This is a genomic window from Sphingobium nicotianae, assembly GCF_018603885.1.
Taxonomy (GTDB): domain Bacteria; phylum Pseudomonadota; class Alphaproteobacteria; order Sphingomonadales; family Sphingomonadaceae; genus Sphingobium; species Sphingobium nicotianae.
In genome coordinates this window covers 315,883-341,726 of sequence record NZ_JAHGAW010000001.1, presented here as the reverse complement: position 1 = coordinate 341,726, position 25,844 = coordinate 315,883, and the positions used below count along the sequence as shown (strand labels likewise).

Here is a 25,844-nt window from a genome sequence, read left to right as displayed (position 1 = left end):
TGATGGCCGCGCCGCATCATCGCATCCATGCCATCCGATATGCTCGACATGATCGGGTTGCGGCGGAGAACTTCATCGCCGGAGCCACAAGCCCCGACGATCATGCCTCGCCGATGCCGCTCGATTATTATGTCTGGGCGATCGAGCGTGACGGCATGGCGCCGGTGCTGGTCGATACCGGCTTCGGTGCCGAGGCGGCGGCGCGGCGCGGGCGGACGCTGATCCGCCCGGTGACTGAGGGCCTGCAGGCGATCGGCATCGATCCGGCGACGATCGAGGATGTGGTCATTACCCATCTTCATTATGATCATGCCGGCGGCCTCGCCGACTTTCCCAATGCCCGCTTCCATGTCCAGGATGACGAGATGGCATTCGCGACCGGCCGGTCCATGCTCCACAAGGCTATCCGCGCGCCCTTCGACGTCGCGCCTGTGCAGGAGATGGTGGGTCATGTGTTCGGCGACCGCGTTGTCTTCCACGACGGGGACGAGGAACTGGCGCCCGGCATCGTCCTGCGCTCCCTGCCCGGCCATACGGCGGGCTTGCAGGGCGTCGAGGTCAGCACGGCGCGCGGGCCCGTGCTGCTCGCCTCGGACGTGGCGCATCTCTATGCCAATCTCGTGCGCGAGACGCCGTTCCCCATCGTCGTCGATGTGCCCGCCTATCTCGATGCGCACCGGCGCCTGCTCGAACTGGTGCCAGGCCTCGATCATATCATTCCCGGGCATGACCCGCTCGTGCTGACCGCCTTTCCGGCCGGATCGGCACCGGACGTATCGCGGGTCGATCTGCCCCCGTTGCAACCCATTGGAGATCTGGTTTGAGCAAGATTGGTTTTATCGGCCTCGGCCGCATGGGCGCCGGCATGTGCGCGCGGCTGTGTGCGGCGGGGCTGCCGGTGGTTGTGCATGATGTGTCGAGCGACGCCATGGCGGCGATGGTTGCGGCGGGGGCGGAGGCGGGCACCAGCGCGCTCGATGTCGCCAATCAGGCGGAGATCGTGCTGGTCAGCCTGCCGATGCCGGATATCGTCCATGAGGTGTTGCTCGGGCCAAACGGCGTGGCGGACGGCGGCGCGGTGAAGATCGTCGTCGATCTGTCGACCTCCGGCCCGGCGATGGCGCAGCGCCTCTCCGAAGGGCTGGCAGCGAACGGCATCTCCAGCTTCGACGCGCCGGTCTCCGGCGGCGTCGCCGGCGCGCGCGACGGCAAGCTCTCGCTGATGGCGAGCGGGCCGGAGAAGGACTGGCCGCAGGTCGAGGCCGTGCTCCAGCATTTCGGCAAGGTCTTCTACATGGGCGAGACGCCGGGCGCCGGCCAGACCATGAAGCTGGTCAACAATCTGCTCGGCGCCACGGCCATCGCGGTGACGGCCGAGGGGATGACCATGGGCATCAAGGCGGGGCTGGACCCGGCCAAGATGATCGAGGTGCTGAACCAGTCGACCGGCATCAATTCGGCGACGCGCGACAAATGGCCGCGCGCGGTGCTGCCGCGCACCTTCGATTTCGGCTTCGCCGCGGCGCTGAGCCACAAGGATATGCGCCTGTGCGTCGACGAGGCGCAGGCGCTGGGCGTCGACCTGCCCATCGGCGTGCATGTCCGCGATCTGCTGAAGCGCGTGCTGGACGAGGTGGGGGCGGACGCGGATTTCACGGCGATGGCGCTGGTGACGGAGGCCGATGCCGGGCTGGCGCTCGATCGGCCGGCATGAGCACTTTCGCGCTTCGACAATCGGCGTTCGCTCGGGACCAAGCCCGATCGGGAAGGGGAGACTTATTGTGCCCTCAAGCCGTCATCCCAGCGAAAGCTGGGATCTCACCCGCAGGAGACCCCAGCTTCCGCTGGGGTGACGAATAAAACCAATAAGGAGAGTAGCGTGCAAGTCAGCGAGACAATCACCGCGCGCGGCAATAGCTACGGCATCGAGGGTCAGGTCGCCGATCGCTTCAAGCCGGTGCTCGATGCCTTCATCGAGAATTTCCGGGAGGAAGACGAGGTCGGCGCGGCCTGCTCCGTCGTGATCGACGGTGACACGGTGGTCGACATCTATGGTGGCTATCGCGACGGCGCGATGACCACGCCCTGGGATGCGCACAGCACCGTCTGCATGATGAGCGTCGCCAAGGGCGTGACCGGCATCTGCTTCAACATGCTGGTCGATCGCGGCATGATCGATCTGGATCAGCCGGTCGCGGCCTATTGGCCCGAATTCGCGCAGAACGGCAAGGAGCACATTCTGGTGCGCTGGCTGCTCGATCATCGCGCGGCCATCCCGGTGCTCACCAACGATCCCATGTATCCGGGCGGCATGTTCGACCGGGAGGCCTATGTCCGCGCGCTCGAGGTCCAGGAGCCCCTATGGGAACCAGGCACGCAGGCCGCCTATCATGTCCATAACCAGGGCTATCTGCTGGGCGAGGTGATGCGCCGGGTGTGCGGCCTCACGGTGGGGCCCTTCCTCAGGCAGGAAGTCGCCGGGCCGCTCGGCGCCGAATATTATATCGGCGGGATGAGCGCGCATGAGCAGGCGAGCGTCGCCGAGATCATGCCGAACATGAATGCACGCCTGTTCGCGGCCAAGGATGTCGAGCTGCCCGCCGAAGGCGCGGCCTGGACTGGCGAGACGCTGCGCCCGCTTGCCTTCCGGCAGAATCCCGACGAGCCCTGGCACACCACGCTCAACAAGCCGGCCTGGCGCGAAGTGGAGATCGCCAGCGGCAATGGCCATGGCAACGCCCGCGGCGTCGCGCGCATCTATGGCGCGCTGGTGAGCCCGGTTTCGATCAATTCGGTCACGCTGATGACCCGGGACGGGCTGGAGCGGATGATCACCGAGCAGCACAATCAGATCGAGCTGATGCAGGAGCGGCACTATCATCAGGCGCTGGGCGTGCTGCTGAACACGGCGAGCGCAGTCTATATGGGCCCGAATGCGCGCAGCTTCGGCCACCACGGCATTGGCGGTTCGATCGGATTCGGCGATCCGGATGCGCGGATCGGTTTTTCCTACGCCTGCAACAAGCTTCACTCGGTCGGTGACAACGGGCCGCGCGCCCGCCGCCTCATCGACGCCCTCTACTCAGTCATTTGAAGGAATTTACGATGGACAAGACGATGTTTGACAAGGGCATGAAGATCCGCCGCGAAGTGCTGGGCGATGCCTATGTCGATCGCGCCGTGGCGAATATGAACGATTTCAACAAGCCGCTGCAGGAGCTGGTCACTCAATATTGCTGGGGCGAGGTCTGGGGACGCGAGGGTCTCTCGAAGCGCGACCGCTCGATGATCAATCTCGCGATGATCGGCATCCTCAATCGCCAGCATGAGCTCAAGGCGCATATTCGCGGCGCGATCAACAACGGCCTCTCCAAAGACGAGATTGCCGAGGTGCTGCTCCAGGTCGGCATCTATGGCGGCATCCCGGCTGCGGTGGACAGCTTCCGCACCGCCAACGAGGCCTTTGCCGACCTCGACGCCGAGAAGAAATAAGAGGGAAGGGGAGAGGGCATGGCGCCTGCTGAAACAATCGAGATCGAGCGGGCCTGCGCCCGGCTGATCCTCGAATTCGCCAAGTATAACGACGACTGGGATCATCAGGCGCTCGCCGACCTGTTCGTGGAGGATAGCACCTTCGCCCGGCCGCTCGACCCGACCCATCCATATTACGGCAAGGACAAGGTGCACGCGATCTTCCGCGACCGTGCGCGGCGTCTCACGCGGCACATCATGACCAACATCCTGATCACGCCCCTGTCCGCGACCGAGGCGAAGGGCACCAGCTATGTGACGATGATGTCCGCGCCCGACCCGGACGAAAAATGGCCGCGCGAAGGCGAGGGAACCTTTATCGGCACGTTCGACGACACGTTCGTGAAGACCGACGCGGGCTGGAAGTTCAAATCGCGCAGCGGCAATGTCGCGCTTTACCAGGGCGGCCACGTCCCCGTCATTCCCGTGCCCAGCATCGAAGAGACAGGAGTGCCACCGAAATGACCATCACAGCCAAGAATGCCAATGAGCAGCTCGCGCTGGATTTCTTCGCGGCGCTTTCGACCGGCGATCTCGACAATTTGCGGCCCTTCCTCGACGAGGATTCGGTCTGGGAGCCGATGGTCAAGGATATTCCGGGCGCCGGCGTCTATAAGGGCAACCAGATCATCGACGATTTCCTGGGGCCGGTGCGCGGCATGTTCGCACCGGGGGATCCCAAGGTTCATCCGCAGACCATCTTCTCGGACGGCGATTTCGTCGCGGTCGAGAGCTATAGCGACGGCAAGCTGCAGGACGGGCGGACGTATCACAATCGCTACAGCTGGGTCTTCAGGATGAATGGCAACAAGATTGGCTATCTTCATGAATATATGGACAGTCATTATGTCGCGACGTTGTTCGGCCTGTGAGTAACCTTGCCGGAAAGAAGGTCCTGATCTCCGGGGCCGGGCGCGGGCTGGGCGAGGCCATCGCCGAGCATCTCGCCAGCCTCGGCGCGGTCGTCGCCGTCTGCGACATCGACGAGGCGACGGCGGCAGCCGTCGCGGCGCGGATCATCTCGAACGGTGGCCAGGCCGTCGCCTATGCCGGCGACCTTGGCAGCCGGCAGGTCTTCCACGACACGGTGGCTGCCTTCGCCCGCGCCTATGGTCCGATCGACGCGCTGATCAACAATGCCTCCTACCTCGTCTATGAACCGATCGAGCAGGTCACCGAGGAAACGCTCGACCGGATGATCGCAAGCGGGCTCAAGTCGGTCTTCTGGGGCGTGCAGGCCTATCTCGCCCATCGTGACCCGAATGCCGATAAGGGTCACATTATCAATTACTCATCGCCCGTGGCTTATCGGGGCCGGCCCAATACCGGCGCCTATACCGCCATCAAAGGCGCGGTGGCGGCGCTCACCAATGTGCTCGCCGGCGAGCTCGGCCCGCGCGGCATCCGGGTGAACGCCATCGCGCCGGGATCGGTGCCGACCCCCGCGACGGCCGGCTTCGTCAGCGCCGAGCAATATGAGCAGCGCGCCAAGGGGATCCCTTTGCGCCGCAATGGCCGGCCGGAGGATGTGGCGAAAACCGTCGCGTTCTTGCTGAGTGACGAGGCCGATTTCATCAACGGCGCGATGCTGGCCATCGATGGCGGCATCATTGCAGCCGGATAGCGATAAGGAAAAGTCGATATGAGCGGTTTCTGGCAGGAAAGGCTGGATCACCTCAAGGCCGTGATCGAGGCGGATGTCGCGGCCGGCGCTTATTATGGCGCCGTGCTGCGTGTTGCGCGGCGCGGCGTGGTCGGGTTCGACGAAGCGATCGGCTTCGCGGATGGCGATAAGCAAAAGCCGCTCGCAAAGGACAGCGTCTTCTCGATCTTCTCGACCAGCAAGGCCTTCACCAATATCCTCATCCTGCGCGCGATCGAGGAGGGCCGCTTCGCGCTGACCACCAGGGTCAAGGACGTGCTGCCGGAATTTATCGGCGCGCCGCGCGACAAGGCGACCTTCTTCCATCTCCTGTCGCACACCTCGGGCATGCCGGGCGTGTGGATGCCCAAGCCGGACATGTATCTCGACCGGCTCGATGAGCTGTATGATGCCGTCATCCAGAATGTGCACGGCAATGTCGATCCCGGCACCCGCTGCGATTACTCGCCGCTCGCGCATCATGTGCTCATGGGCGAGGCGTTGCGCCGGACCGATCCCAAGGGCCGCCGGTTCCGGGACATCCTGCGCGAGGATCTGTTCGAGCCGCTCGGCATGAAGGACACCAGCATGGGGCTGCGGCCGGACCTCAATGCCCGCCATGTCCGCCCGGACATGCGCGGCACGGTGCCGATCAAGCATCTCTCGCGAACGATAGCCGGCGACCATGCCCTCTTCGAGGATCCCGATGTCGAGGCGCCCCACGTCGGCTGCGCTTCGACCGTGCCCGATCTCTCGCGCTTCGCCGAGATGCTCCGGCGCGGCGGCGAGCTGGACGGCGCGCGCATTCTCTCGCCGCAGATCATCAAGATGGCGCGGCAGGTGCAGACGAAAGACTATCCCAACGAGCTCTATCGCACCGTCCATCTGCGCATGGGCTGGGATGAGATGCCGGCCTATATGGGCCTCGGCTTCAACCTGCGCGGCACCCAGATCGGTCCGCACCAGCTCGGCACGATGACCAGCCCGGAGACGTTCGGCAATTATGGCGCGGGCAGCGCTCTGTTCTGGGTCGATCCGGAGCTGGACGTGAGCTTCGCCTGCCTCACCGCCGGCGTGATGACCCAGGCCGCCAACATTGCCCGCTTCCAGAAGCTTTCCGACCTCGTCGTCTCCGCCTGCATCTGAGGACTTCCCATGGCTGACTATGACATCATCGCGATCGGCTCCGGCCATAATGGCCTGGTCGCCGCCGCTTATGCGGCCGTGGCGGGCAAGAAGGTGCTGGTGCTTGAGCGCAACGCCTGGTTCGGCGGCGGCGTCGTCACGCGCGAGCTGACCCGACCGGGCTTCAGGCACGACCAGCACTCGATGAGCCATATCTTCATTCAGGGCAATCCGATGCTCGTGAATGACGAGCTGGGCCTCAAGTCGAAATATGGCCTTCACTATCTCTTTCCCGACTGCCCGATGATGTCGGTGTTCGAGGATGGCCGCACGCTCAAGCTCTATCGCGACACCGAGAAGTCGGCCGCGAGCATCGCGCAATTCTCGCAGAAGGATGCCGAGGCATTCCGCAAGGTCTCGGCCGTCGCGCAGGGCTGGCTGCCGATGATCCAGTCGACGCTCTACACGCCGCCCATGCCGGTCGGCGCGGGCAATGCGATGATGGATTCCTCCTATGAGGGCCGCGAGCTGTGGCGCGTCATCCAGATGTCGAGCCACGACCATCTCTGCGAGCTGTTCGAGACGGACGAGGTGCGCATGCACTTCGCGCGCGTTGCCGGCGAGAATCTGGTCTCGCCGGACGAGAAGGCGACCGGCATCGGCATGTATGTGTTCCTGGGCTTCCTGGAGAAGTTCGGCTTCGGCGTGGCGGTCGGCGGGGCGGGGAGCCTTACCAACAGCCTGATCCGCTGTATCGAGGATCATGGCGGCGCGGTGGTCGCCAATGCCCATGTCCGCGAGGTGACCGCCGCGGGCGGCAAGGCCAGCGGCGTCGTCATGGACAATGGCGAGCGCCATACCGCCCGTGACGCGATCATCGGCGCCATCCACCCGCACCTCCTGCCCGAGATGGTGCCGGACATGACGCCGCAGGCTGCCAAGGACGCGCTGCGTACCCAGATCACCGATGCCGCCTGCATCACCATTCACGCCGCGCTCGATGCGCCGCTGCAGTTCAAGGCGGACGGTGTCGATGCCGTCATGGTCGAGCTGATGCCGGACAGCTATGAGACGCTGCGCCGCGCGTTCGACGATCTGCGTTATGGCGGCTTCGTACGCCAGCCGCTGATCGGCCTGGGCTCGCTCTCGCAGTTCGATCCGAGCCGGGTGCCGGAGGGCAAGGCGATCCTGCATGCGTGGGACTATGTGCCCTATCATCGGCCCGACGGGCAGAGCTGGGACGACGCCAAGCATGGCTATGCCCAGACCATGATCGATCGTATGGCCGATTTCATTCCAAATATCAGGGATATATTGCTGGAAGCTCATGTCGATTCTCCAGTCGACATGGAGCGGACATCGCCGAGCTTCATGCGCGGCGACCTGCACGGTATCGCCACGACCACCTACCAGTCCGGCGCGCATCGCCCGACGCCGGAGCTCGGGCAATATCGCGTGCCGGGAGTCGAGCGGCTCTATCTGGTCGGGCCGTTCCAGCATCCCGGCGGCGGCGTGTTCGGCGCGGGCCGCGCCACGGCGCAGGTGATGTTTGACGATCTCGGCGTCGATTTTGACAAGGTACGGGTGAAGTGAGGGCGCCCAGCCCTTGCCGTCACCCCAGCGGAAGCTGGGGTCTCATGCGGCAGCGTGCGGCCTTCCCGTCAAGAGATCCCAGCTTCCGCTGGGATGACGGTTTGGGGGAAGGCGCAGCCTTATGAAAATCTATTCCTCTGATAAGTCTGAGCTTATGCAGGTCGCGAAGATCGAGCGCGACGGCAACGACCTCGTCATCAAGGGCAAGGTGTTCGGCACCATGCCGATGAGTGCGCGCCTGAAGCCCGCGGAAGCCCGCGCCGCCTTCAAGCTGCTGACGCCCAGCCTGATCTTCTTCCTCATCACGCTTCCCTTTCGCAAAGGATAGTCCCCGTGCCCAATCATACTGACAAGGTGATCATTGTTACTGGTGCGGCCGGATCGATCGGCTTCGCGACCGCCGAGATCCTCGCCGCGCAGGGCGCCAAGCTGATGCTGGTCGACATCTCGGCCAAGGTCGAGGAGCGTGCCGCCGAGCTGCGCGCCAAGGGCGCAACGGTGGAAGCGGTCAAGGCCGACTGCGCCAGGGAAGCCGAGGTAAAGGGCTATGTCGACGCCACGGTCGCCAGGTTCGGCCGGATCGACGGCTTCTTCAACAACGCCGGCGTCGAGGGCCTGATCGCGCCGACGTCAGACTATCCGATAGAGGAGTTCGACCGCATCCTGTCGGTCAATTTGCGCGGCGTGTTCCTCGGCCTGCACTTCGTGCTCAAGCAGATGGTGGCGCAGGGCAGCGGCGCGGTGGTGAATACCGCCTCGATCGGTTCGGAGCGTGGCCTTGCAGGCGGCGGCCCTTACAATGCCGCCAAGCATGGTGTCGTCGGCCTGACCCGTACCGCCGCAGCCGATCACGGCAAGCAGGGCATCCGCGTCAACTGCGTCGAGCCGGGCGTCATCCGCACGCCGCTGCTCGACGAAGTGATGGTCCAGATGTTCGATGGCGACCTGCAGAAGGGCCTCGACAAGCTGGGCTGGGTCTCGGTCATGAACCGCGTCGCCCAGCCGGCCGAGGTCGGCCATGTCGTGTCCTTCCTGCTGTCGGACGAGGCGAGCTTCGTGACGGGCGCGGCCTGGCCCGTTGACGGCGGCGCGCTCTGCACGATCAAGCACGAGTAGGGGCGACCCGCACAGCTCCGTTCGTTTCGAGCTGAGGTTCGAGCCTGTCGAGAACCGGAGTCGAGAAGCTGTTCTCGACAGCCGTCTCGACAAGCTCGACGGCCGCTGGAACCGAACGGTTGAGGATGGCTTGCGTTAAATCGCCAATTCCCCCAAGCACAGGCTTGCCCCTGGCGGCGCGATAGTCGCTCGGGCTGGTGTCGAAACGCCGCCGGAAAGCCCGGCAGAAGCTGCTGAGGTCGTTGAAGCCGACATCGAAGGCGATCTGCGTGATCGTCACGTCCCCGCCCTCCTTGTCGAGGCGCGAAGCGGCGCGCTCCAGCCGGCGTCGCTGGATATAGGCGGAGGGCGTCGTCGCCAGCTCGGCGAAGAGCAGCTGCACGTAGCGCGCGCTAACGCCGACGCGCTCGGCGATGCGATGCGTGTCGAGCGCGGTGTCGCACAGATGCGCCTCGATGAGATCAAGCACGGCGCGGCGGCGCAGATCGCGGCGGCCGGCATCCTGTTCGCTCGGCCGGATCGAGCTGTAGGCGAGATCGAGCAGCGGCCAGATGACGTCGCTCATCGCATCGCCCCAGTCATTCTCGCCGGTTTCGAGCTGCGTCCAGGCGGTGCGCAGGAATTTCGAGAAGAGCGCTCCGGCACCGCTGTCGCCGCGCACGGGCACGCCGACCATCTGGCGCAGCCGCGGCATGCGCGCTTCCACATAGGCGACGGGCAGTCGCAGCACGATGGTCTGGGTCGGCTCGGCGAAGGTCAGCTCCAGCGGCTGCGAGGGGTCGAACAGCAGGAAATCGCCCTCGTTAAGCAGGCTGGTGCGCCCGCCGGTATGGTTGAGGCTGCTGCCGACATGTTGCAGCTGGAGATTGAACGCGCCGACATCGATGCCGGGTTGGTTGTAGATCCGCGCGGGCGAGGAGCAGGGTGAGACGATCTCGCAGTCGCGCAGCGCCGCGCGATACATGCGCGCCTCGAACTGGCTGTCGTCGGGCACTTCGATGGTGAGGGGCGCGATGAACTTGTCGGCGAGCTCCGTCCAGAACGGCAGCCGGTCGCGCGCAGCCACGCTGTTCGTGTCGATCGCCTGAAGCATCATCGCGATGCGCGTCCTCTCTGCGGCCCTTTTGTCGGGAGGCGGGGAGGGTAGGCGCAAATGCGCGGAGCAGCAAGGCCGTCGCGCGGAGCACGTGCCCGACCGGTTCGATGGCGATGGGGTCGACGGCTTCTTGCTGAGGCAAGTTTTTTCTCCCTCTCGGGTCACCACCACCCCGCCATCCGCTGGTGCCCGCCGCGCGACCGCTTTAGGAATGGAAACCAAACGCCACGAAGAGGATGCATATGGCCGAGCGAAACGGGGCCGGGGAAAACGGGATCGGCACGGGCCGGCCACCCACGCGCATGGTCGTCGCGCTCGGCGGATATTTCGGCACGACGATCGAGGATCGCCTCGGCGGGCGGCCCGACCTCGAGCTCGTCACCGCTGATGGCGATGCCCTGGACGAGGCGCTGCGCGATGCCGACGCCTTGCTGACCACCGGCATGCATTACTCGGAGAAGATGCATCATGCGATCCGCGAGGCCGGCCCGCGCCTGCGCTGGTTGCACACGCTGACCGCCGGCAATGAGCGGCTGGAGGCGCATGGCGTCCCCGATCATGTCGTCGTGACGCGCACCGGCGGCCACCACGCGCCGATCGTGGCCGAGCATGCCACCGCGATGCTGCTGGCCCTGGCGCGCGGGCTCCCGGCAGCCTGGGATGCGCAGAAGGAGGGCGTGTGGGCCCGCGAGCGCAGTATCGGCTCGACCCGCTCGCTCTACCAGCGCACCGCCGTGGTGCTCGGCCTCGGCCCGATCGGCGAGGCGATCGCGCGGCATTTGAAGGCGTTCGGTATGACCGTGCTCGGCGTCTCGCGGCGCGGCCGGCCCTGCGATGCGGTCGACCGTGTCTATGCGCAGGACGGGCTCTTGGAAGCGCTCGCCCGGGCCCATGTGCTGATGATCGCCGCGCCCGGCGGGCCGGGTACCGAGAAGCTGATCGACTCGCAGGCGCTGGCCACGCTTCAGCCCCGCGCCTTCGTCACCAATATCGGCCGGGGGTCGATCATCGACAGCCTGGCGCTCGACGCCGCGCTGCGCAGCGGGCACATCGGCGGCGCCGGCCTCGACGTCACCGATCCCGAGCCGCTCCCCGAGGGTCACCCGCTCTGGACGGCACCCAATTGCATCATCACACCGCACCGCGCCGGCAGCGGCGATCCCGGCTCGGCCGACCGGATGCTGGACTCGATCGTCCACAACCTGGAACGCTTCCGGCGCGGTGAGCCGCTGGATTATGTGCTGGAATTGTGAGGGGAAATGGTGGACGCACTAGGGCTCGAACCTAGGACCCGCTGATTAAGAGTCAGCTGCTCTACCAACTGAGCTATGCGTCCACACTGCCGGTGTTGCGAGGCCTTGCAGCGCTGCTTGCGGTCAGGAGGGGCGCCGTTAGCATGGGGTCACACCCTTGCCAACATAAAATGTGCAGCTCATGCACGCTTTTTGCCGGCTGAGACGATGTGCCCTGGAATCCGCTCGGCGGTACCGGTCGGGCAACTGCGTTTTGGGGATGACCCCCGGGCCGGCGGGATGGACGCATCGCTCGGAAATCTGTCCTACAAGGGCGATATCTTCATATGAAGATCGGATCGGGCGCCCGGCCCGACGCTCTTTGACCTTGTCAAAAATCCTGAAAAACCGCCATTCTCGCTCGCTCGCTGCGAAACTTTGGCGCGCTCTCCATGCGTCATATGTGCGAGCTTCGTGAAGATCTGGCCAAGACTGGCGGAAATGCGTGCTTTCCTGCCCTGCCGTTGCGGATGAAGTTTGCTCCAGGCGTCTCCACAGCGACATCCTGTAACCGACGCAGACGGTCAATGGCCCAAACGGGAGGCGAAGCTGTTCCGATCCGCGCCGGAACTCGCCTAGCGCCAGCGGTCTCCCAACGTTTCGCGGTTCCGGTCGATATTGCGGATGATGCCGATGCACAGCATCACGGTCAGCATCGAGGAGCCGCCATAGGACATGAAGGGCAGGGGGATGCCGACGACCGGTGCCAGGCCCATGACCATCATGAGATTGATGGCGACATAGAGGAAGATGGTCGTGGTGAGCCCCGCGGCGACGAGGCGGGCGAAGCGATCCTCGGTCTGCTGGGCGACGCGCATGCCCCAGCGCAGCAGGATGAACAGGGCGGCGATGAGGCCGACACCGCCGAGCATGCCCCATTCCTCGGCCATGGTGGCGAATACGAAGTCGGTATGGCCTTCAGGCAGGTAATCGAGATGGCTCTGCGTCCCATTGAGGAAGCCCTTGCCGAACAGTCCGCCCGATCCGATCGCGATCTTGGACTGGCTGATATGATAGCCCGCACCGAGCGGATCGCTCTCCGGATCCAGGAAGATAAGGATGCGGTTGCGCTGATATTCGTGGAGGAAGCTGAACGTGATCGGGACGATCGCGACGCCGGCGAGCCCCGTGCCGACGAAGAGCCGCAGCGGCAGCCCGGCGAGGAACATGACGGTGACGCCGCCCATGCTGATCATGAGCGCGGTACCGAGATCGGGCTGGACGAGCACGAGCAATGCGGGAAAGCCGATCAGCGCCAAAGCCGGCCAGATCGCGGTGAATGTGCGTGTCTGGGCGATCGGCAAGATGGAATAGAAGCGTGCGACGGCCAGCACGACGGCGACTTTCATGAACTCGGAAGGCTGGAGCTGCATGAAGCCGAGATTGATCCAGCGCTGGCTGCCGCCGGCGACCCCGCCGATCAGTTCGACGAGGATCAGGGCGATGAGGATCGCGCCGTAGAGCGGGAAGGCGCCCGCCCGGATGAGCTGATGGGGCACGCGGCCGATCACCTCGGCCATGACGAGGAAGACGGCGAAGCGGGCAAGCTGCATGCCGGCCCAGGGCATGAGATGGCCGCCTGCAGCGCTGTAGAGCACCACGCCGCCAAAACAGGCGATACCGGTCAGGAGCGCGTAGAGTCCCCATGGCAAGCGCGCGATCGCGTCGGGCACAGGCACGAGCTTGTTCATTGCGCCTCCGGTAGCGGCAGTGGCGCGACGGCGGGCGCCGAGGCGGGATGGGCTGAAGAAGGCGCCTCGCGGGGCTCCTCGACATCCGCGGGCGCGCCGGCATCCGCGCTCTCGCGCGCCTGATCGGGATCGGGCGCTTCGGGCTCTCCGTCATTGGCGGGTGTAGCGGCATTGCTGGCATTGGCCGCATTGTCAGGCGGCGCAGCGGCCAGGCCCTTGGCAATGCGGAACTCATTAAGCTGCTTCTCTAAGCGCTCCTGTGGCGTGCCGCCCCAGACCTTCTCGTAGCCGGCGAGCTTCTCCATCGCCTTGGCCGGATCATAGAGGAAGGTGATGCAATCGCCAACGATGCCCGGCGAATCCTGCATCCGGTTGATATGGCCGCCATGCTCGAGGATGCAGGAGATCGCATAGCGCGGATTGTCGTAGGGCGCGAAACCCTGGAACAGGGCGTGATCGCGCAGCTTGAACGGCAGGCCGGCATTGCCACGCACGCCGCCGGCGCGCTCGGCCGACGAGATGTTGCGTACCTGGGCCGTGCCGGTCTTGCCCGCGAGCAGCACGTTGGGGATGTCGACGCGCGCCGCACGGCCGGTGCCGCCGCCATTGACGACATCTTTCATGGCGTTGCGGATGACGGTCAGGTGCTCCAGTGGAATACCCAGCGGCGTGCCCTCGTGGCGCTTGCCATCGGCGAGGAAGTGCGGGTTGAGGTCCAGGCCGGTCGCGAGCCGTGCGGCCATCACGCACATCTGCGTTGGGTTGACCAGCATGAAGCCCTGGCCGATCGTCGCGTTGACGGTGTCGTAGGGCTGCCACTCCTCCTTGTATTTCTTCAGTTTCCAGGCCGGATCGGGCACCGTCCCGTAGCTCTGGTTGGGGAAGGGCAGATCGAACTTCTGCCCCAGCCCCAGGCGCCGCGCCATGGCGGCGATGACATCCATGCCGATCTTCTGGGCAAAGTAATAGAAATAGATGTCGCAGCTCTGCTCGATTGCGCGGTGCATGTTGACCGTGCCGTGGCCACGACGGCTGTGGCAGTGGAACACGCGATTCCCGACCCGCAGACCGCCCGTGCAGATGGTCGATTCGTCGGGATCGAGACCCGCTTCCAGAAAGGAGAGGGCGACCATCGGCTTGACGGTCGAGCCGGGCGGATAAAGCCCGGCCAACGTCTTGTTTCGCAGGGGAACATGGTCGTTTTCGGAAAGCATCTGCCATTCGAGATGCGAGATGCCGTCGGAGAAGCTGTTGGGATCGAAGCTCGGCATTGAGGTGGAGGTGAGGATGTCGCCAGTGAGGCAGTCCATCACCACGATCGAGCCGCTTTGCTCGCCGAGGCGGCGGCCGGCAAACTCCTGCAAGCCGGCGTCGATGGTAAGCTTGACCGATCGGCCGGGCGTGTCGGGCCGCGTGGCGAGGTCACGCACGATCCGGCCATGGGCAGTCACCTCGACGCGGCGGGCGCCGGGCTTGCCGGTAAGCAGCTTGTCGAGCGATCGCTCCAGCCCTTGCTTGCCGGTCTTGTAGCCTGGCGTGATCAGCAGTGGGTCCTTGGTCTTCTGATAATCCTCGGCCGAGGCCGCGCCGACATAGCCGATCAGATGGCCGACCGACGGTCCGGCCGGATAGAAGCGCGAGAAGCCCTGCGCTGGCGCGACGCCGGGAAACTCCGACAGGCGGACGGAGAGTGCAGCATATTCCTCGTAGCTCAGATCGTCGGCGACCTGCACTGGCTGGAAGCCTGCCGCCTTGTCGAGATCCTCGTTGATGCGATCGACGTCATTGGGGTCGAGCTTCAGCAGCTTGCTCAGTTCTGCGATCACCCGGTCGCGGTCCTGCAGCCGGTCCGGGATGATGTCCACGCGGAAATTGGTGCGGTTGGAGGCGAGCGGCAGGCCCTTGCGATCGACGATCCAGCCCCGCCGAGGCGGCGTGATGGTCAGGTTGACGCGATTGCTCTCAGAAAGCAGCTCGTATTTCTCGTTCTCGGCGATCGCGATCCAGCCCATACGCGTGGCGAGCAATCCACCGACCGCGAGCTGCGCGCCGCCCAGGAAGAAGGCGCGTCGGCCGAACGTGAACGACTGGCTGGCTTCCGTGACGGTCTTTTTGCCGAAGATGAGGGACATGACCGTGTTGTTCGGCCCGAAAAGCTTCACGGCAATCGCCACCTGTCCAGTACGGCGCAGATGCGCACGACGAGAGGAAAGAGGCCGATGCTATAAGCGATCTGCGGAAGAATCTGAATGATCGATCCGCCATTCCCGGCGAGGCGGACGAAAAGCCAGCCGCCCGCCAGCGCGAAGGCGATGGCGAGGCTGGCGGTGAACCAGCCATGCCAGTAATCCCGCCAGAAATGGCGCTGGCTCTCGAAATCCAGCGCGAGCAGGATGACTGTCCAGAGCAGGACGGCGCTGCCGATCGGCTGACCGCTCATGAGATCGTCGAACAGTCCGAGCGGCAGGCCGATCCACAGGGGCCAGATCTCGGGGCGCAGCAATCGCCAGGCGATCAGCATCATGAGTCCGATGGGCGGGATGAGCGGGGCCTGCGCGATCATCGGCACCAGCGTGGCGCTCATCGAGCCGAGCATGACCGAGACGACCGGTGTACCACGTATCTGGAGCTCGCTGCGGTTGCGGCCGATCCGATTGTCGTAGCGCGGCATCAGGGCACGCTCGCGTTGCTCGCCTGCGCGGCGGCATTGGCCGCATCCTCGCGCGCAGTTTCGGCGGGACGGAATGGGGTCTGCACCACGACCAGCTCGATGCGCGAGGGATTGGCGAGCGGGATCGCTATGGCGCGATCACCCGCCAGCCGCGCGACGATCGCCACCGGAATGTTGGGCCGGTAGAGGCCACCGATGCCCGAGGTGACGACGACATCGCCGGGCTTGAAGGGATTGCGCTCCGTATTAAGCGCCCGGATTTCGACCGTCCCATCACCGCGGCCGGTGCTGATACCCGGGATATTGTCCTTGGTCCGGCGCACGGGCACGACATTGCCTTCGTCGATCAGCAGCAGCACGTCGGCCGTGTTGGGACCGGAGCGCAGGACGCGACCAACCAGCCCCTCAGGCCCGCGCACCGGCATCCCGGGGAGGACTCCGCGCGAGCGGCCGATGTCGAGCCTGGCGACGCGCGCGGCACTCGTCGCGGTCGAGGAGATGAGGTGCCCGGCGGTAATGACCCCGGTGTCCGTTTCGGTCAGGCGCAGCAGGCGCTTCAGGCGGAAATTCTCCTGACGGATCGCGTCAGCCTCGATCAGCTTGGTGCGATTGGCATCGACCTGCCGGCGCAGTGCCGCATTTTGCGAGCCGGCATTGATATAGGCGGCGATCGTCTCGTCGAGATTGCCAATGCCGATCACCAAGGCGCGCAGATTGCTGGAGATCGGCCTCGTCACTTCGGCGCTCGCCGAGCGCAGCGCGGAGAAGCCGGTGGGATCAGCGATCGAGAGGACGAGCAGCAGCACACCGACCAGCGCGCCGACGATCGCGATCACGTAGCTGACGAACAGGCCATATTGCGCCTTGCGGTCATAACCGGGGCGCCGTTTGCTCGGGGGCGCCATCGCTCAGCGCCTTTGCTCAGGCGGTCTGGAGCACACCGCGGAAGATCGGATCCTCCATCGCGCGCCCCGTCCCGATCGCGACGCACGTCAGCGGGTCTTCGGCAACCGTCACCGGCAGTCCGGTCTCGTCGCGCAGTTCCTCGTCGAGGCCCTTGAGCAGCGCGCCGCCGCCGGTCAGCACGATGCCCTGATCGACGATGTCGGCCGCCAGCTCCGGCGCTGTGTTCTCCAGCGCGATACGGACGCCTTCGACGATCGTGCCGATCGGCTCGGCCAGCGCGTCGGCGATCTGGCCCTGGTTGATCGCGATCTCCTTGGGTACGCCGTTGACGAGATCGCGGCCCTTGATGTGGATAGTCTGGCCCACGCCGTCGGCGGGCTTCTGAGCGATGCCATATTCTTTCTTGATGCGCTCGGCCGTGGCTTCACCGATCAGCAGGTTGTGGTGTCGGCGCACATACGAAACGATCGCCTCATCCATCTTGTCGCCACCGACGCGCACGCTGGTGGTATAGGCGAGGCCGCGCAGCGAAAGGACAGCGACTTCGGTGGTGCCGCCGCCGATGTCCACCACCATCGAGCCGATCGGCTCGGTGACGGGCATGTCGGCGCCGATCGCGGCGGCCATCGGCTCCTCGATCAGGAACACCTGGCTGGCGCCGGCATTGCTGGCCGCGTCGCGGATGGCACGGCGTTCGACGCTGGTCGAACCCGACGGCACGCAGATTACGATCTCGGGAAAGCGCAGGAAGCGGCGATGGCCATGCACCTTGCTGATGAACCATTTGATCATCTGCTCGGCAATGTCGATGTCAGCGATAACACCGTCGCGCAGCGGGCGGATCGCCTCGATCGAATCCGGCGTCTTGCCCATCATCAGCTTGGCGTCGTCGCCCACGGCCTTGACGCGCTTGACGCCATTCAGCGTCTCGACCGCGACCACCGAGGGCTCGTTCAGGACGATGCCGCGACCACGGACATAGACGACGGTGTTCGCCGTGCCGAGATCGATCGCCATGTCATGGGAGGTGAACTTGAACAACTTGGTGAGAAACGACATTGATTGTCCTGTTCGTGCCCTAAGCGTCGAGGCTGACGCGCTTTCTGATCCTCTGGGATTGACCGCTTTGCCTGCCTCCACCCATTCGAAAAATGGATGGCTTTCGCTCGCGTAGGACGCTCGATTGGTCTAGTCGCAATCCAATGTCAATACGCCGCCTGCCCGAGACTCTGGTTAATCGAATCGCAGCGGGCGAGGTGGTCGAACGGCCTGCCAGCGCGCTCAAGGAGCTTGTCGAGAATGCGCTCGATGCAGGCGCATCCGCGGTGGCGATCACGCTCCGCTCGGGCGGTCTCGACGGGATCGCGGTCAGCGACGATGGCCATGGCATTGCGCGTGAAGAAATGCCGCTCGCGCTGGAGCGCCACGCCACCTCGAAGCTGCCTGACGAAGCCATCGAGCAGGTCAGGACGCTCGGTTTTCGCGGCGAGGCGCTGCCCTCGATCGGTAGTGTCTCGCGCTTGACGCTGGTAAGCCGACAGTCCGGTGCAGACGGATGGCGGCTCGTCTGCGACAATGGCGCGATCAGCACGTTTGAGCCGGCCGCCATGGCCCCCGGCACCCGTGTCGAGGTCGACGGCCTGTTCGATCGCGTGCCCGCCCGCCGCAAATTCCTGCGCAGCCCGCGCTCGGAATATGCCGCCTGTCTCGACATGGTCCGCCGGCTTGCCATGGCGCGCAGCGATGTCGCTTTCGTGCTGGAGCATGACGGGCGGCGCGTCCTCTCCCTTCCCGCCGGGCAGGATCGCGAAGATCGTGTCGCGCAGCTGATCGACCGCGATCTGGCCGAGAATCATGTGGTGGTCTCGCTGGAGCGCGAAGGCGTGGCGCTCTCCGGCGTCGCCTCGCTGCCGACCTTCCACCGCGGCAGTGCCGATCATCAATATCTCTTCGTCAATGGCCGGCCGGTGCGCGACCGGTTGCTCGTCGGCGCGGTGCGCGGCGCCTATGCGGATTTCATCGCGCGCGACCGGCATCCGGTGCTGGCGCTGTTCCTGTCGGTTCCGGCCGAGGAAGTTGACGTCAACGTTCATCCGGCCAAAACGGAGGTGCGCTTCCGTGATCCGGCCTTCATGCGGGGCATGATCGTAAGCGGCTTGCGCCGTGCACTGGACTCGGCCGGCATGCGCGTCGCCAATCGCGCGGAGGCGAGCTCGGCCGAGCTGTGGCAGCGCGAGCCTGCTCATGCCGAACCCGCGCAGCCGATCTTTCCGGCCGAGGGCTGGCCTTCCCGCTCGCCGGGCGGAGCCTATGGTGGCGCCCCGCTCTTCGCCGATCGGCAGGCTCGCTTCACCGGCTTCGCGCCCTCCGGCCGCGCCGAGCCGCACCTTCCGGCGCCTGTCGAGGCACGCGAATTCCCGCTTGGCATCGCGCGCGGGCAAGTCGCACGCACCTATATCGTGGCCGAGGCCGAGGACGGCCTCATCCTCGTCGATCAGCATGCAGCGCACGAGCGCCTGGTGCTGGAGCGGATGCGCAAGGCGCTCGCTAATGGGGCAATCGCCCGCCAGACCTTGCTGTTGCCCGAAGTGGTGGAGCTGGACGAACCGGCCTGTGATCGGATCGAGGCACGCATCGCCGAACTCTCTGAACTCGGCCTCGACATCGAGCGGTTCGGGCCGGCCGCGATGCTGGTCCGCGCCGCGCCAGCCTTGCTCGGCGCCAGCGATATTGTCGGTCTCGTGCGCGACCTTGCCGACGATCTTGCCGCGATGGGAGACGCGACCTCACTCAAGGCCCGGCTCGATCTCGTCGCCGCGACGATGGCCTGTCACGGCTCGGTCCGGGCCGGGCGCGTGCTCTCGGTCGCGGAGATGAACGCGCTGCTGCGCGAGATGGAAGTGACGCCTCACTCCGGCCAATGCAATCATGGCCGGCCGACCTGGATCAAGCTCGCTCATGGCGACATCGAGAAGCTGTTCGGGCGCCATTGAGCCGATCCCAACCGGGGAGCTGCCGAGCGACCCGTTCAAATATAGGGATCCGGCGGAGCGCCGAGACCGGCGCGCCTCGCCAGTCACACAGTCATTCCCGCGGATGAGGGAACCAAGTTGCGGCGTCGAAATTGGGTAAAAGCTGGTCTCCGGACTCTCGAATTGCAGGAATGACGCGGAGGGTCGCGCGAACCTGGCGCTATGGTCGCCGCTTACGCATCGCGATCGAGATGAGGCTCAGCACTTCCTCGTCGTCCTGATTGAACAATCGCGTGCGAAATTTGACGATTCCCATCTCGGGCCGCGAGCGGGATTCGATCTTCTCGATCAGCTCGCTCTCCCCGCGTAGCCGATCGCCGGGGAAGACCGGACGCCGCCAGCGCAACTCGTCGATACCAAGAGCGCCCAGCGAGGCTTCCTGCCAGCCCGGCGTCGCTTGCCAATGTGCGACCATCGCCCCCATCATCATCGAGCAGGTGTGCCAACCGCTTGCCGCCAGGCGCCCGAAATGAGTCCGCGCCGCTGCCGCCTCGTCGAGATGGAAGGGCTGGGGGTCATAGCGCTGCGCAAAGGCCAGCACCTCGTCGCGATCCACATCGAAGGGCCCGAAGCTGTCAGTATAGCCGACGGCGAGATCTTCCCAATAATAGCTCATGCCCGCGCTCTAGCGGATCAGCCGATCGAGAGCGAGACCTCGCCGCGCGGCATGGTCGCGGTGGTGCGCCGGCTAATCGTCCCGCCGGGCTGCGAGACCTTGTCCATCACCATGAAATGGGTCTTCCAGGCTTCGGGCGTCACCTCGCACAGACCGTAGCCGCGCTGGTCGTTGATGAACTTGAGCTGCGGGTTGTCGGCGAGCATCTTGTCGCTGCCCTTGCGGAGATCCTGTCCGTCGCCGCCGCTGGAGATGGAGGTCAGCACGGCTTCGACGGCGACCGGCTTGTCCTTGTCGAGGAGCAGCCCGGCGAAATTCTGATGCTCGTCGCCGGTCAGCACGACCGCATTGTCGACCTTGGCGAGACGGCTCATCAGGCGCCTGCGCGGCGCGTCATAGCCGGCCCAGCTGTCCATATTGTAGATGACGTCCTTCTCGTCCGCGTAGCGGCGCCGGTCGAGCGGCATCATCATGACCTGCTGGGCGATGCAGTTCCAGGTCGCATCGTTGCGGTGCAGATTGGCGTCGAGCCAGGCTTCCTGCGCCGAGCCCATCATCGCGGCCTTGGGATCCATCTGCTCGGGGCAGGCGGGCTTCATATTGTCACCGCACGGCTGGTCGGTGCGGAAGCTGCGCGTGTCGAGCACGTTGATCGCCGCCAGATCGCCGAAGCGGAAGCGGCGGTTCATGGCGATGTTGCCACCGTGCGGAAACAGCGCGCCACGCACTGGCATATGCTCGTACCAGGCCTGCATCGCCGCCGCCTTGCGCAACAGGAAGACTTCCGGCGTCGTCACCGGCGCGTCATACTCTCCTGCCCAGTTGTTATGCAGCTCGTGGTCATCGAAACTTTGCAGGAACCCGTGGCTGGCGCGGGCTGCCTGCAAGTCCATGTCGCTCAGATATTGCGCATAGTGCCGGCGATATTCGTCGACCGAATAGGGCTCGCGCTGGATGTGGTGGCGGACCGGCGAGACGGGCAGCCCGTCCTTGTCGGTGTCGAAGTCCTGCTTATACTCATAGATGAAGTCGCCATAATGGAAGACGAAGGCGAGATCCTGCTCGGCGGCGAGATGGCGATAAGCGGTGTAGAAGCCATCCTCGTAATTCTGACAGCCGCACACGCCGAACCGCAGTGTCTGGGCGCTCGCGCCTGCCGCCGGCAGGGTCCGCGCCCGGCCGCGCATGCTGCGGTCCTTGCCGATGATGAAGCGATACCAATAGGGCCGGTCAGCCTGCAGTCCCGTCACGTCGACATGGACGCTGTGGCCGAGTTCGGGCCGGGCAAGGGTCTCGCCCTTGGCGACGATCGTGCCGAACTCGTTGTCGCCGGCCACCTCCCACTGCACCGGCAGCGCGGATGGCGGCATGATCGCATCCGGGTTGGTCGGATCGGGCGCGAGGCGCGTCCAGATGACGAAGCCGTCCGGCGCTGGATCGCCCGCGGCGACTCCCAACGTGAAGGGATAGGCGGCGAACCAGCTCTGAGCCCGCAGGATGGCGGGCGCGGCGAAGGCGCCAACGGCGGTTGCGCCGGCGGAGCGGATGAGGGAGCGGCGAGTGAACATCATTGCCCCTTAGAAGCGGATTGTGACGGACGAGTGGCATGGGACACCCTCCCATGTCGATAGGGTGAACATCCCATGCCACGAGCCATTGGCTTACCGGCCCAGCGAGAGCCGGGCGAACAGCGTGTAGCCCCAGGGGTTCGCTCCATAGAGCACATCGAGTGCCTGGGGTTTCCCGTAGATGTTGATGCTGCCGCCCAGCGTCAGCTCCACGGGGCCGCTGCCGATCGGCGTATGCCAGGCATAGCCGGCCTGCGCCTTGGTGATGCGGAACGGCTTGTCATGAAGCGGATCAGCGTGATCGGGCACCAGCTCGTCATTGGCGACATTCTCGATACGGCCGAACAGGGCGTGATGCGCGGCGAGGTCGTAATTGGCCTCGACGAGCCAGGCGGTCAGCGTGTCGCCAGGATCGCGCTTCTTGGCGGAAAAGGCTGCCATCGCGGACAGGCCGCTACCTCCGGAGAAGTGAAGGCTCGCGACGGTGCGCTTCTCATTCTCGCCAGGATGCAGCGCTTCGGGCTGCTTGATGAAGCCGTGGCTCAGCTGCGCGCTCCAGTTCGGGCTCGGCGACCAGCTCAGCCGGACCGACCAAGAGTCCAGCGAAGGCGTCTCGATGTCCCAGCGATCCTCGTCCGGTTCGCGGCCGCGAAAGATCGACCCTTCGATCTGCCACGTCCGCGTCGCGAGTCCGGCCGTCACGACGCCGTACGTGATGTGCGTCGAATCGAACCAGTGATGCGTGATCGGCGGCTCGGGATTGTAGCGCGCGCTGCCCCTGTGTATGAACGCCGCCGGACCGAGCGCCGGTTCGCCGACCGGTCCGCCATAGAGGAACAAGCTCGCCTCGCTGCCGATGTTGACGTCGAGACGTCCCGCCAGTTCCATGAAGAGATCGTGCGGATGCTGACGGTCCACGATCGGCTTGCCGTCCGCCGTTTCCCCGGTCGCGAAGAGGTTGGGATAGCCACGCGGCGCCATGGTCGGCTCGAGGCTGAGCATGGATCGCAGCTGGATGCGCCCCCAGTCGGTGTCGCGTTGGCCGGTGAGCATCAGCATGGAGGTCGAATAGATCAGATCATCGCCGCGCGGGCCCTTGTGATCCGTGTAAGCGAGCTGCGCATAGCCGTGGGCCATGAGCATCCACCCACCGGTCATGACGTGCAGGCCAGACATGGCGCCACCCATGGCCGGCAGGCGCGACGTGCCCGATGCTTCGCTGAAGGCCGGAACGCGGTTGCAGTCGATGACGATCTCACCGGGAGCGGAGGGTGGGCACGCGACCCCTGAGGGGGCGGTCATCCGGCTGATCGCCGCAGATGGGCCTTCCATGGCGCCCATGTCGTGCATCGGTTCGCTGGGAGACGAGGCGCCATGGCCGTCATGAGGTCGATCAGGCTCTGGTGTGGGCGCGGGGGCGGGGGCCTGGTCCATCTGCGCCGCCATGTCGCCATGATCCATATGGCCCATGGCGTCGTGATCCTGGGCAATGCCCGGGGTTGCCGCGAGGAGGCTCGCGAGCGTGAACAATCGTATTAACATCGTTGTAATCCTGTCTGAATCTGCTTGGGTAGCGACGGTCAGACGGATTGGCGGGGCGGGGGTGGCTCGGGCGGCGCGGCGCGGTTGGGCGAGAAGGTAGCCAGCGCACTGACGGGCGCGCGATTCCACGCGTAGCTCAGCCGCGCGACCGGGCGACCGGTGTCGGTATCGATCGGGGCGACGCAGCCGATGCAGTCATGATGCACCGCCGCCGGTGCCTGCGGCTTGTGATGGCCGTGGTGCATGGCCGGGGCCCGAGCGCCATGTCCGATCGCGGCGGGCATGCAGGCATTGGCTTGCATGGCCGGAAGGGCCAGCAGCAACATGGCCAGCATCCAGACAAGGCGAAGCGTGCGCGGCATGCGGCCCTTATCGCACAAGGTCAGCTGTGCAGGAAGTGCATGACGTCGCCATCCTGCACCACATAGGCCTTGCCTTCCGCGCGCAGCTTGCCCGCCTCGCGTGCCTTGGCCTCGCCGCCGAGCGCGACATAATCGTCAAAGGCGATGGTCTCCGCGCGGATGAAACCCTTCTGGAAGTCGCTGTGGATCTCGCCGGCTGCCTCCGGCGCATGGGCGCCCTTGTGCACGGTCCAGGCGCGCGCCTCCTTTGGGCCGACGGTGAAGAAGGTCAGCAGGTGGAGCAACTCGTAGCCGGCGCGGATGATGCGGGCGAGACCGGCTTCGTGGAGGCCCATCGCCTCCAGAAACTCCGTCCGTTCCTCGGGCGCCATGGTGATGAGGTCCGCCTCGATCGCCGCGGACACGATGACCGCCTGCGCGCCCTCCGCTTTGGCCTTCTCGAACACTCTGGCGCTGAAGGCATTGCCCCGCGCTGCTGCATCCTCCTCGACATTGCAGACATAAAGGACCGGCTTGGAGGTGAGCAACTGGGCCTGGCGGAAGATGCGCGCCTCCTCCTCGTCATTGGGCTCGACCAAACGGGCAGGCTTGCCCTCGCGCAGCAGATCGAGCGCACGGCCGAGCACGGCGGCGGCGATCTTGCTCTCCTTGTCGCCGCCGGTCGCCTTTTTCTGGAAAGCGGGGACGCGCTTCTCGAGGCTTTCGAGGTCGGACAGCATCAGCTCGGTCTCGACCGTCTCGGCGTCGGCGATCGGATCGACCTTGTTGTCGACATGCTGGATGTCGTCATTCTCGAAGCAGCGCAGCACATGGACGATGGCGTCCACCTCGCGGATATTGCCGAGGAACTGGTTGCCCAGCCCCTCACCCTTGGAAGCGCCGCGCACCAGCCCGGCAATGTCGACGAAGGCGAGCTGGGTCGGAATGATCTTCTGACTTCCCGCGATCGCCGCCAGCTTGTCGAGGCGCGGATCGGGCACGGCAACCTGGCCGACGTTCGGCTCGATCGTGCAGAAGGGATAATTGGCGGCTTGCGCGGCCTGCGTCTCGGTGAGCGCATTGAAGAGAGTCGACTTGCCGACATTGGGAAGGCCGACGATGCCGCATTTAAAACCCATGGTGATATGCTCATGTGCTGGAACGGAGAAAGCCGCGCAGATAGTCGCTGCGCGCCGATTGTGCCAGCCTGAACGACGCAGGGCGTCAAACGGGTATCCTGACGCCCGAAAGTCACACTAAGGTCACACTATCGGCATGTTTTCCGATCCGGTGCGACAGACGCAATGAGAGTCCCGGCGGAACGGCCCCAAGAGATTCGAGAGCGGCGGACAGGGCAAGGTATCGGGACCGGGCATGGCGGCTCCATGCTATGTTTTCATATGTGTAGGACAGCACGCTGCTTGCGCGGCGGGATGCACAGGCTAGAGTTCCGCCATGCTCGCCCGCCTTCGCCCAGCCTACTTGTCCCGATCCATTTTCGGATGGGCGGCGCTCCTGCTGCTGCCTCTGCTGGCGGGCTGCGCGACGACCCATTATCGGCCGGTCAGCGACACGCCGGTGCGGATCGGCAAGCCCTATCAGGTGCGCGGCGTCACTTATGTGCCGGCGGACGACACGCGCTATGACATGCTCGGCTATGCGAGCTGGTATGGCGAGGAATCCGGGCGGATGACCGCCAACGGCGAGCGCTTCCGCCACGGCGCTGTCGCCGGCGCGCACACCACCCTGCCGCTGCCTTGCTATGTGGAAGTGACCGCGCTCGACACGGGCCGCACCATCCTGGTGCGGATCAATGATCGCGGCCCCTTCGCGGCCGGGCGGATCATCGATCTCTCGCCGGCCGCCGCCGCGCAGCTCGGCATCCAGCGCAAGGGCATCGCCGCGGTGCGGGTGAAGCGGGTCGATCCGCCAGAGCGGGACCGCAAGCGCCTGCGCGACGGCGATACCGCGCCACTGCGGCCGACCGTGCCCGAGGGTACGCTGACGAGCTGGCGCATCCGCCTCAACCGGGTGATGCAGTGACGCCATCGACGCGCGTGGTGCTCAAGCGAGGCGGTTTCG

The 25,844-nt window shown here is 65.3% G+C and carries 25 protein-coding genes and 1 tRNA gene; 14 read left to right on the top strand and 12 right to left on the bottom strand.

The annotated features are described in order from the left end of the window. Positions 1-2: 2 nt before the first annotated feature. From KK488_RS01730 to KK488_RS01680, 11 genes are all read left to right on the top strand, one after another. A complete protein-coding gene (locus KK488_RS01730; RefSeq protein WP_250889974.1) occupies positions 3-824 on the top strand; it encodes an N-acyl homoserine lactonase family protein in 822 nt (273 codons plus the stop codon). Continuing rightward, on the top strand, positions 821-1,714 hold the full coding sequence (locus tag KK488_RS01725; protein ID WP_214621395.1) for an NAD(P)-dependent oxidoreductase: 894 nt from the start codon (positions 821-823) through the stop codon (positions 1,712-1,714). The genes KK488_RS01730 and KK488_RS01725 overlap by 4 nt, the downstream gene beginning before the upstream one ends. A gap of 165 nt (positions 1,715-1,879) precedes the next feature. Then, entirely contained in the window at positions 1,880-3,094 is a 1,215-nt protein-coding gene (locus KK488_RS01720; RefSeq protein ID WP_214621394.1) for a serine hydrolase domain-containing protein, read from the top strand. Between the two features lie 11 nt (positions 3,095-3,105). After that, on the top strand, positions 3,106-3,492 hold the full coding sequence (pcaC, locus tag KK488_RS01715; RefSeq protein ID WP_214621393.1) for a 4-carboxymuconolactone decarboxylase: 387 nt from the start codon (positions 3,106-3,108) through the stop codon (positions 3,490-3,492). An 18-nt stretch (positions 3,493-3,510) separates the two neighbouring features. Then, on the top strand, positions 3,511-3,996 hold the full coding sequence (locus tag KK488_RS01710) for a nuclear transport factor 2 family protein (protein WP_214621392.1): 486 nt from the start codon (positions 3,511-3,513) through the stop codon (positions 3,994-3,996). Next, positions 3,993-4,403 carry a nuclear transport factor 2 family protein gene (locus KK488_RS01705; RefSeq protein WP_214621391.1) on the top strand — a complete coding sequence of 137 codons (411 nt, stop codon included), beginning with the start codon at positions 3,993-3,995 and terminating at the stop codon, positions 4,401-4,403. The genes KK488_RS01710 and KK488_RS01705 overlap by 4 nt, the downstream gene beginning before the upstream one ends. Continuing rightward, on the top strand, positions 4,400-5,155 hold the full coding sequence (locus KK488_RS01700; protein WP_214621390.1) for an SDR family NAD(P)-dependent oxidoreductase: 756 nt from the start codon (positions 4,400-4,402) through the stop codon (positions 5,153-5,155). The genes KK488_RS01705 and KK488_RS01700 overlap by 4 nt, the downstream gene beginning before the upstream one ends. Positions 5,156-5,173: 18 nt before the next feature. Continuing rightward, positions 5,174-6,319, top strand: coding sequence for a serine hydrolase domain-containing protein (locus KK488_RS01695; protein ID WP_214621389.1), 1,146 nt, complete (start codon positions 5,174-5,176; stop codon positions 6,317-6,319). 9 nt (positions 6,320-6,328) lie between these two features. Then, the gene (locus tag KK488_RS01690; RefSeq protein WP_214621388.1) at positions 6,329-7,891 is read left to right on the top strand and encodes a phytoene desaturase family protein; all 1,563 of its coding nucleotides are present in this window, start codon (positions 6,329-6,331) and stop codon (positions 7,889-7,891) included. A gap of 121 nt (positions 7,892-8,012) precedes the next feature. Beyond that, positions 8,013-8,219, top strand: a complete 207-nt coding sequence (locus KK488_RS01685) for a hypothetical protein (RefSeq protein ID WP_214621387.1) — start codon at positions 8,013-8,015, stop codon at positions 8,217-8,219. Positions 8,220-8,224: 5 nt separating this feature from the next. Further along, positions 8,225-9,007: an SDR family oxidoreductase gene (locus KK488_RS01680; protein WP_214621386.1), complete on the top strand. Its 783-nt coding sequence runs from the start codon at positions 8,225-8,227 to the stop codon at positions 9,005-9,007. On the opposite strand, the gene KK488_RS01675 is transcribed toward KK488_RS01680, so the two are convergent. Next, positions 8,994-10,103 (bottom strand): helix-turn-helix domain-containing protein, encoded by a 1,110-nt coding sequence (locus KK488_RS01675; RefSeq protein ID WP_214621385.1) that lies wholly within the window; start codon positions 10,101-10,103, stop codon positions 8,994-8,996. The genes KK488_RS01680 and KK488_RS01675 overlap by 14 nt on opposite strands. Positions 10,104-10,345: 242 nt before the next feature. Between KK488_RS01675 and KK488_RS01670 the strand changes: the two genes are divergently transcribed. Next, positions 10,346-11,356 (top strand): D-2-hydroxyacid dehydrogenase, encoded by a 1,011-nt coding sequence (locus tag KK488_RS01670; protein ID WP_214621384.1) that lies wholly within the window; start codon positions 10,346-10,348, stop codon positions 11,354-11,356. Between the two features lie 7 nt (positions 11,357-11,363). Here the strand turns inward: KK488_RS01670 and KK488_RS01665 are convergent. The 6 genes from KK488_RS01665 to KK488_RS01640 form a co-directional block, all read right to left on the bottom strand. Beyond that, a tRNA-Lys gene (locus KK488_RS01665) sits at positions 11,364-11,439 on the bottom strand. A gap of 531 nt (positions 11,440-11,970) precedes the next feature. Next, the gene (gene rodA, locus KK488_RS01660; protein WP_214621383.1) at positions 11,971-13,086 is read right to left on the bottom strand and encodes a rod shape-determining protein RodA; all 1,116 of its coding nucleotides are present in this window, start codon (positions 13,084-13,086) and stop codon (positions 11,971-11,973) included. Next, positions 13,083-15,218: a penicillin-binding protein 2 gene (mrdA, locus tag KK488_RS01655; protein WP_214621382.1), complete on the bottom strand. Its 2,136-nt coding sequence runs from the start codon at positions 15,216-15,218 to the stop codon at positions 13,083-13,085. Before mrdA ends, rodA begins: the two co-directional genes overlap by 4 nt. A 26-nt stretch (positions 15,219-15,244) precedes the next feature. After that, complete coding sequence (locus tag KK488_RS01650) at positions 15,245-15,757, bottom strand: rod shape-determining protein MreD (protein ID WP_214621381.1); 513 nt, start codon at positions 15,755-15,757, stop codon at positions 15,245-15,247. After that, the gene (gene mreC, locus KK488_RS01645; protein WP_214621380.1) at positions 15,757-16,662 is read right to left on the bottom strand and encodes a rod shape-determining protein MreC; all 906 of its coding nucleotides are present in this window, start codon (positions 16,660-16,662) and stop codon (positions 15,757-15,759) included. The genes KK488_RS01650 and mreC overlap by 1 nt, the downstream gene beginning before the upstream one ends. A 16-nt stretch (positions 16,663-16,678) precedes the next feature. Continuing rightward, on the bottom strand, positions 16,679-17,722 hold the full coding sequence (locus KK488_RS01640) for a rod shape-determining protein (protein ID WP_214621379.1): 1,044 nt from the start codon (positions 17,720-17,722) through the stop codon (positions 16,679-16,681). A gap of 143 nt (positions 17,723-17,865) precedes the next feature. Between KK488_RS01640 and mutL the strand changes: the two genes are divergently transcribed. After that, a complete protein-coding gene (gene mutL, locus KK488_RS01635) occupies positions 17,866-19,656 on the top strand; it encodes a DNA mismatch repair endonuclease MutL (protein WP_214621378.1) in 1,791 nt (596 codons plus the stop codon). Positions 19,657-19,855: 199 nt separating this feature from the next. Here the strand turns inward: mutL and KK488_RS01630 are convergent, their stop codons facing one another. The 5 genes from KK488_RS01630 to ychF all read right to left on the bottom strand — a co-directional run bounded on the left by KK488_RS01630 (position 19,856) and on the right by ychF (position 24,901). Further along, entirely contained in the window at positions 19,856-20,311 is a 456-nt protein-coding gene (locus KK488_RS01630; RefSeq protein WP_214621377.1) for a MaoC family dehydratase, read from the bottom strand. Between the two features lie 17 nt (positions 20,312-20,328). Next, positions 20,329-21,879: an alkaline phosphatase D family protein gene (locus KK488_RS01625; RefSeq protein WP_214621376.1), complete on the bottom strand. Its 1,551-nt coding sequence runs from the start codon at positions 21,877-21,879 to the stop codon at positions 20,329-20,331. 93 nt (positions 21,880-21,972) lie between these two features. After that, the gene (locus KK488_RS01620) at positions 21,973-23,421 is read right to left on the bottom strand and encodes a hypothetical protein (protein WP_250889973.1); all 1,449 of its coding nucleotides are present in this window, start codon (positions 23,419-23,421) and stop codon (positions 21,973-21,975) included. A gap of 38 nt (positions 23,422-23,459) precedes the next feature. Beyond that, positions 23,460-23,783 (bottom strand): hypothetical protein, encoded by a 324-nt coding sequence (locus KK488_RS01615; RefSeq protein WP_214621375.1) that lies wholly within the window; start codon positions 23,781-23,783, stop codon positions 23,460-23,462. A gap of 20 nt (positions 23,784-23,803) precedes the next feature. Next, a complete protein-coding gene (gene ychF, locus KK488_RS01610) occupies positions 23,804-24,901 on the bottom strand; it encodes a redox-regulated ATPase YchF (RefSeq protein ID WP_214621374.1) in 1,098 nt (365 codons plus the stop codon). A 343-nt stretch (positions 24,902-25,244) separates the two neighbouring features. Between ychF and KK488_RS01605 the strand changes: the two genes are divergently transcribed. Beyond that, on the top strand, positions 25,245-25,805 hold the full coding sequence (locus tag KK488_RS01605; protein ID WP_432653826.1) for a septal ring lytic transglycosylase RlpA family protein: 561 nt from the start codon (positions 25,245-25,247) through the stop codon (positions 25,803-25,805). Positions 25,806-25,844 lie beyond the last annotated feature (39 nt).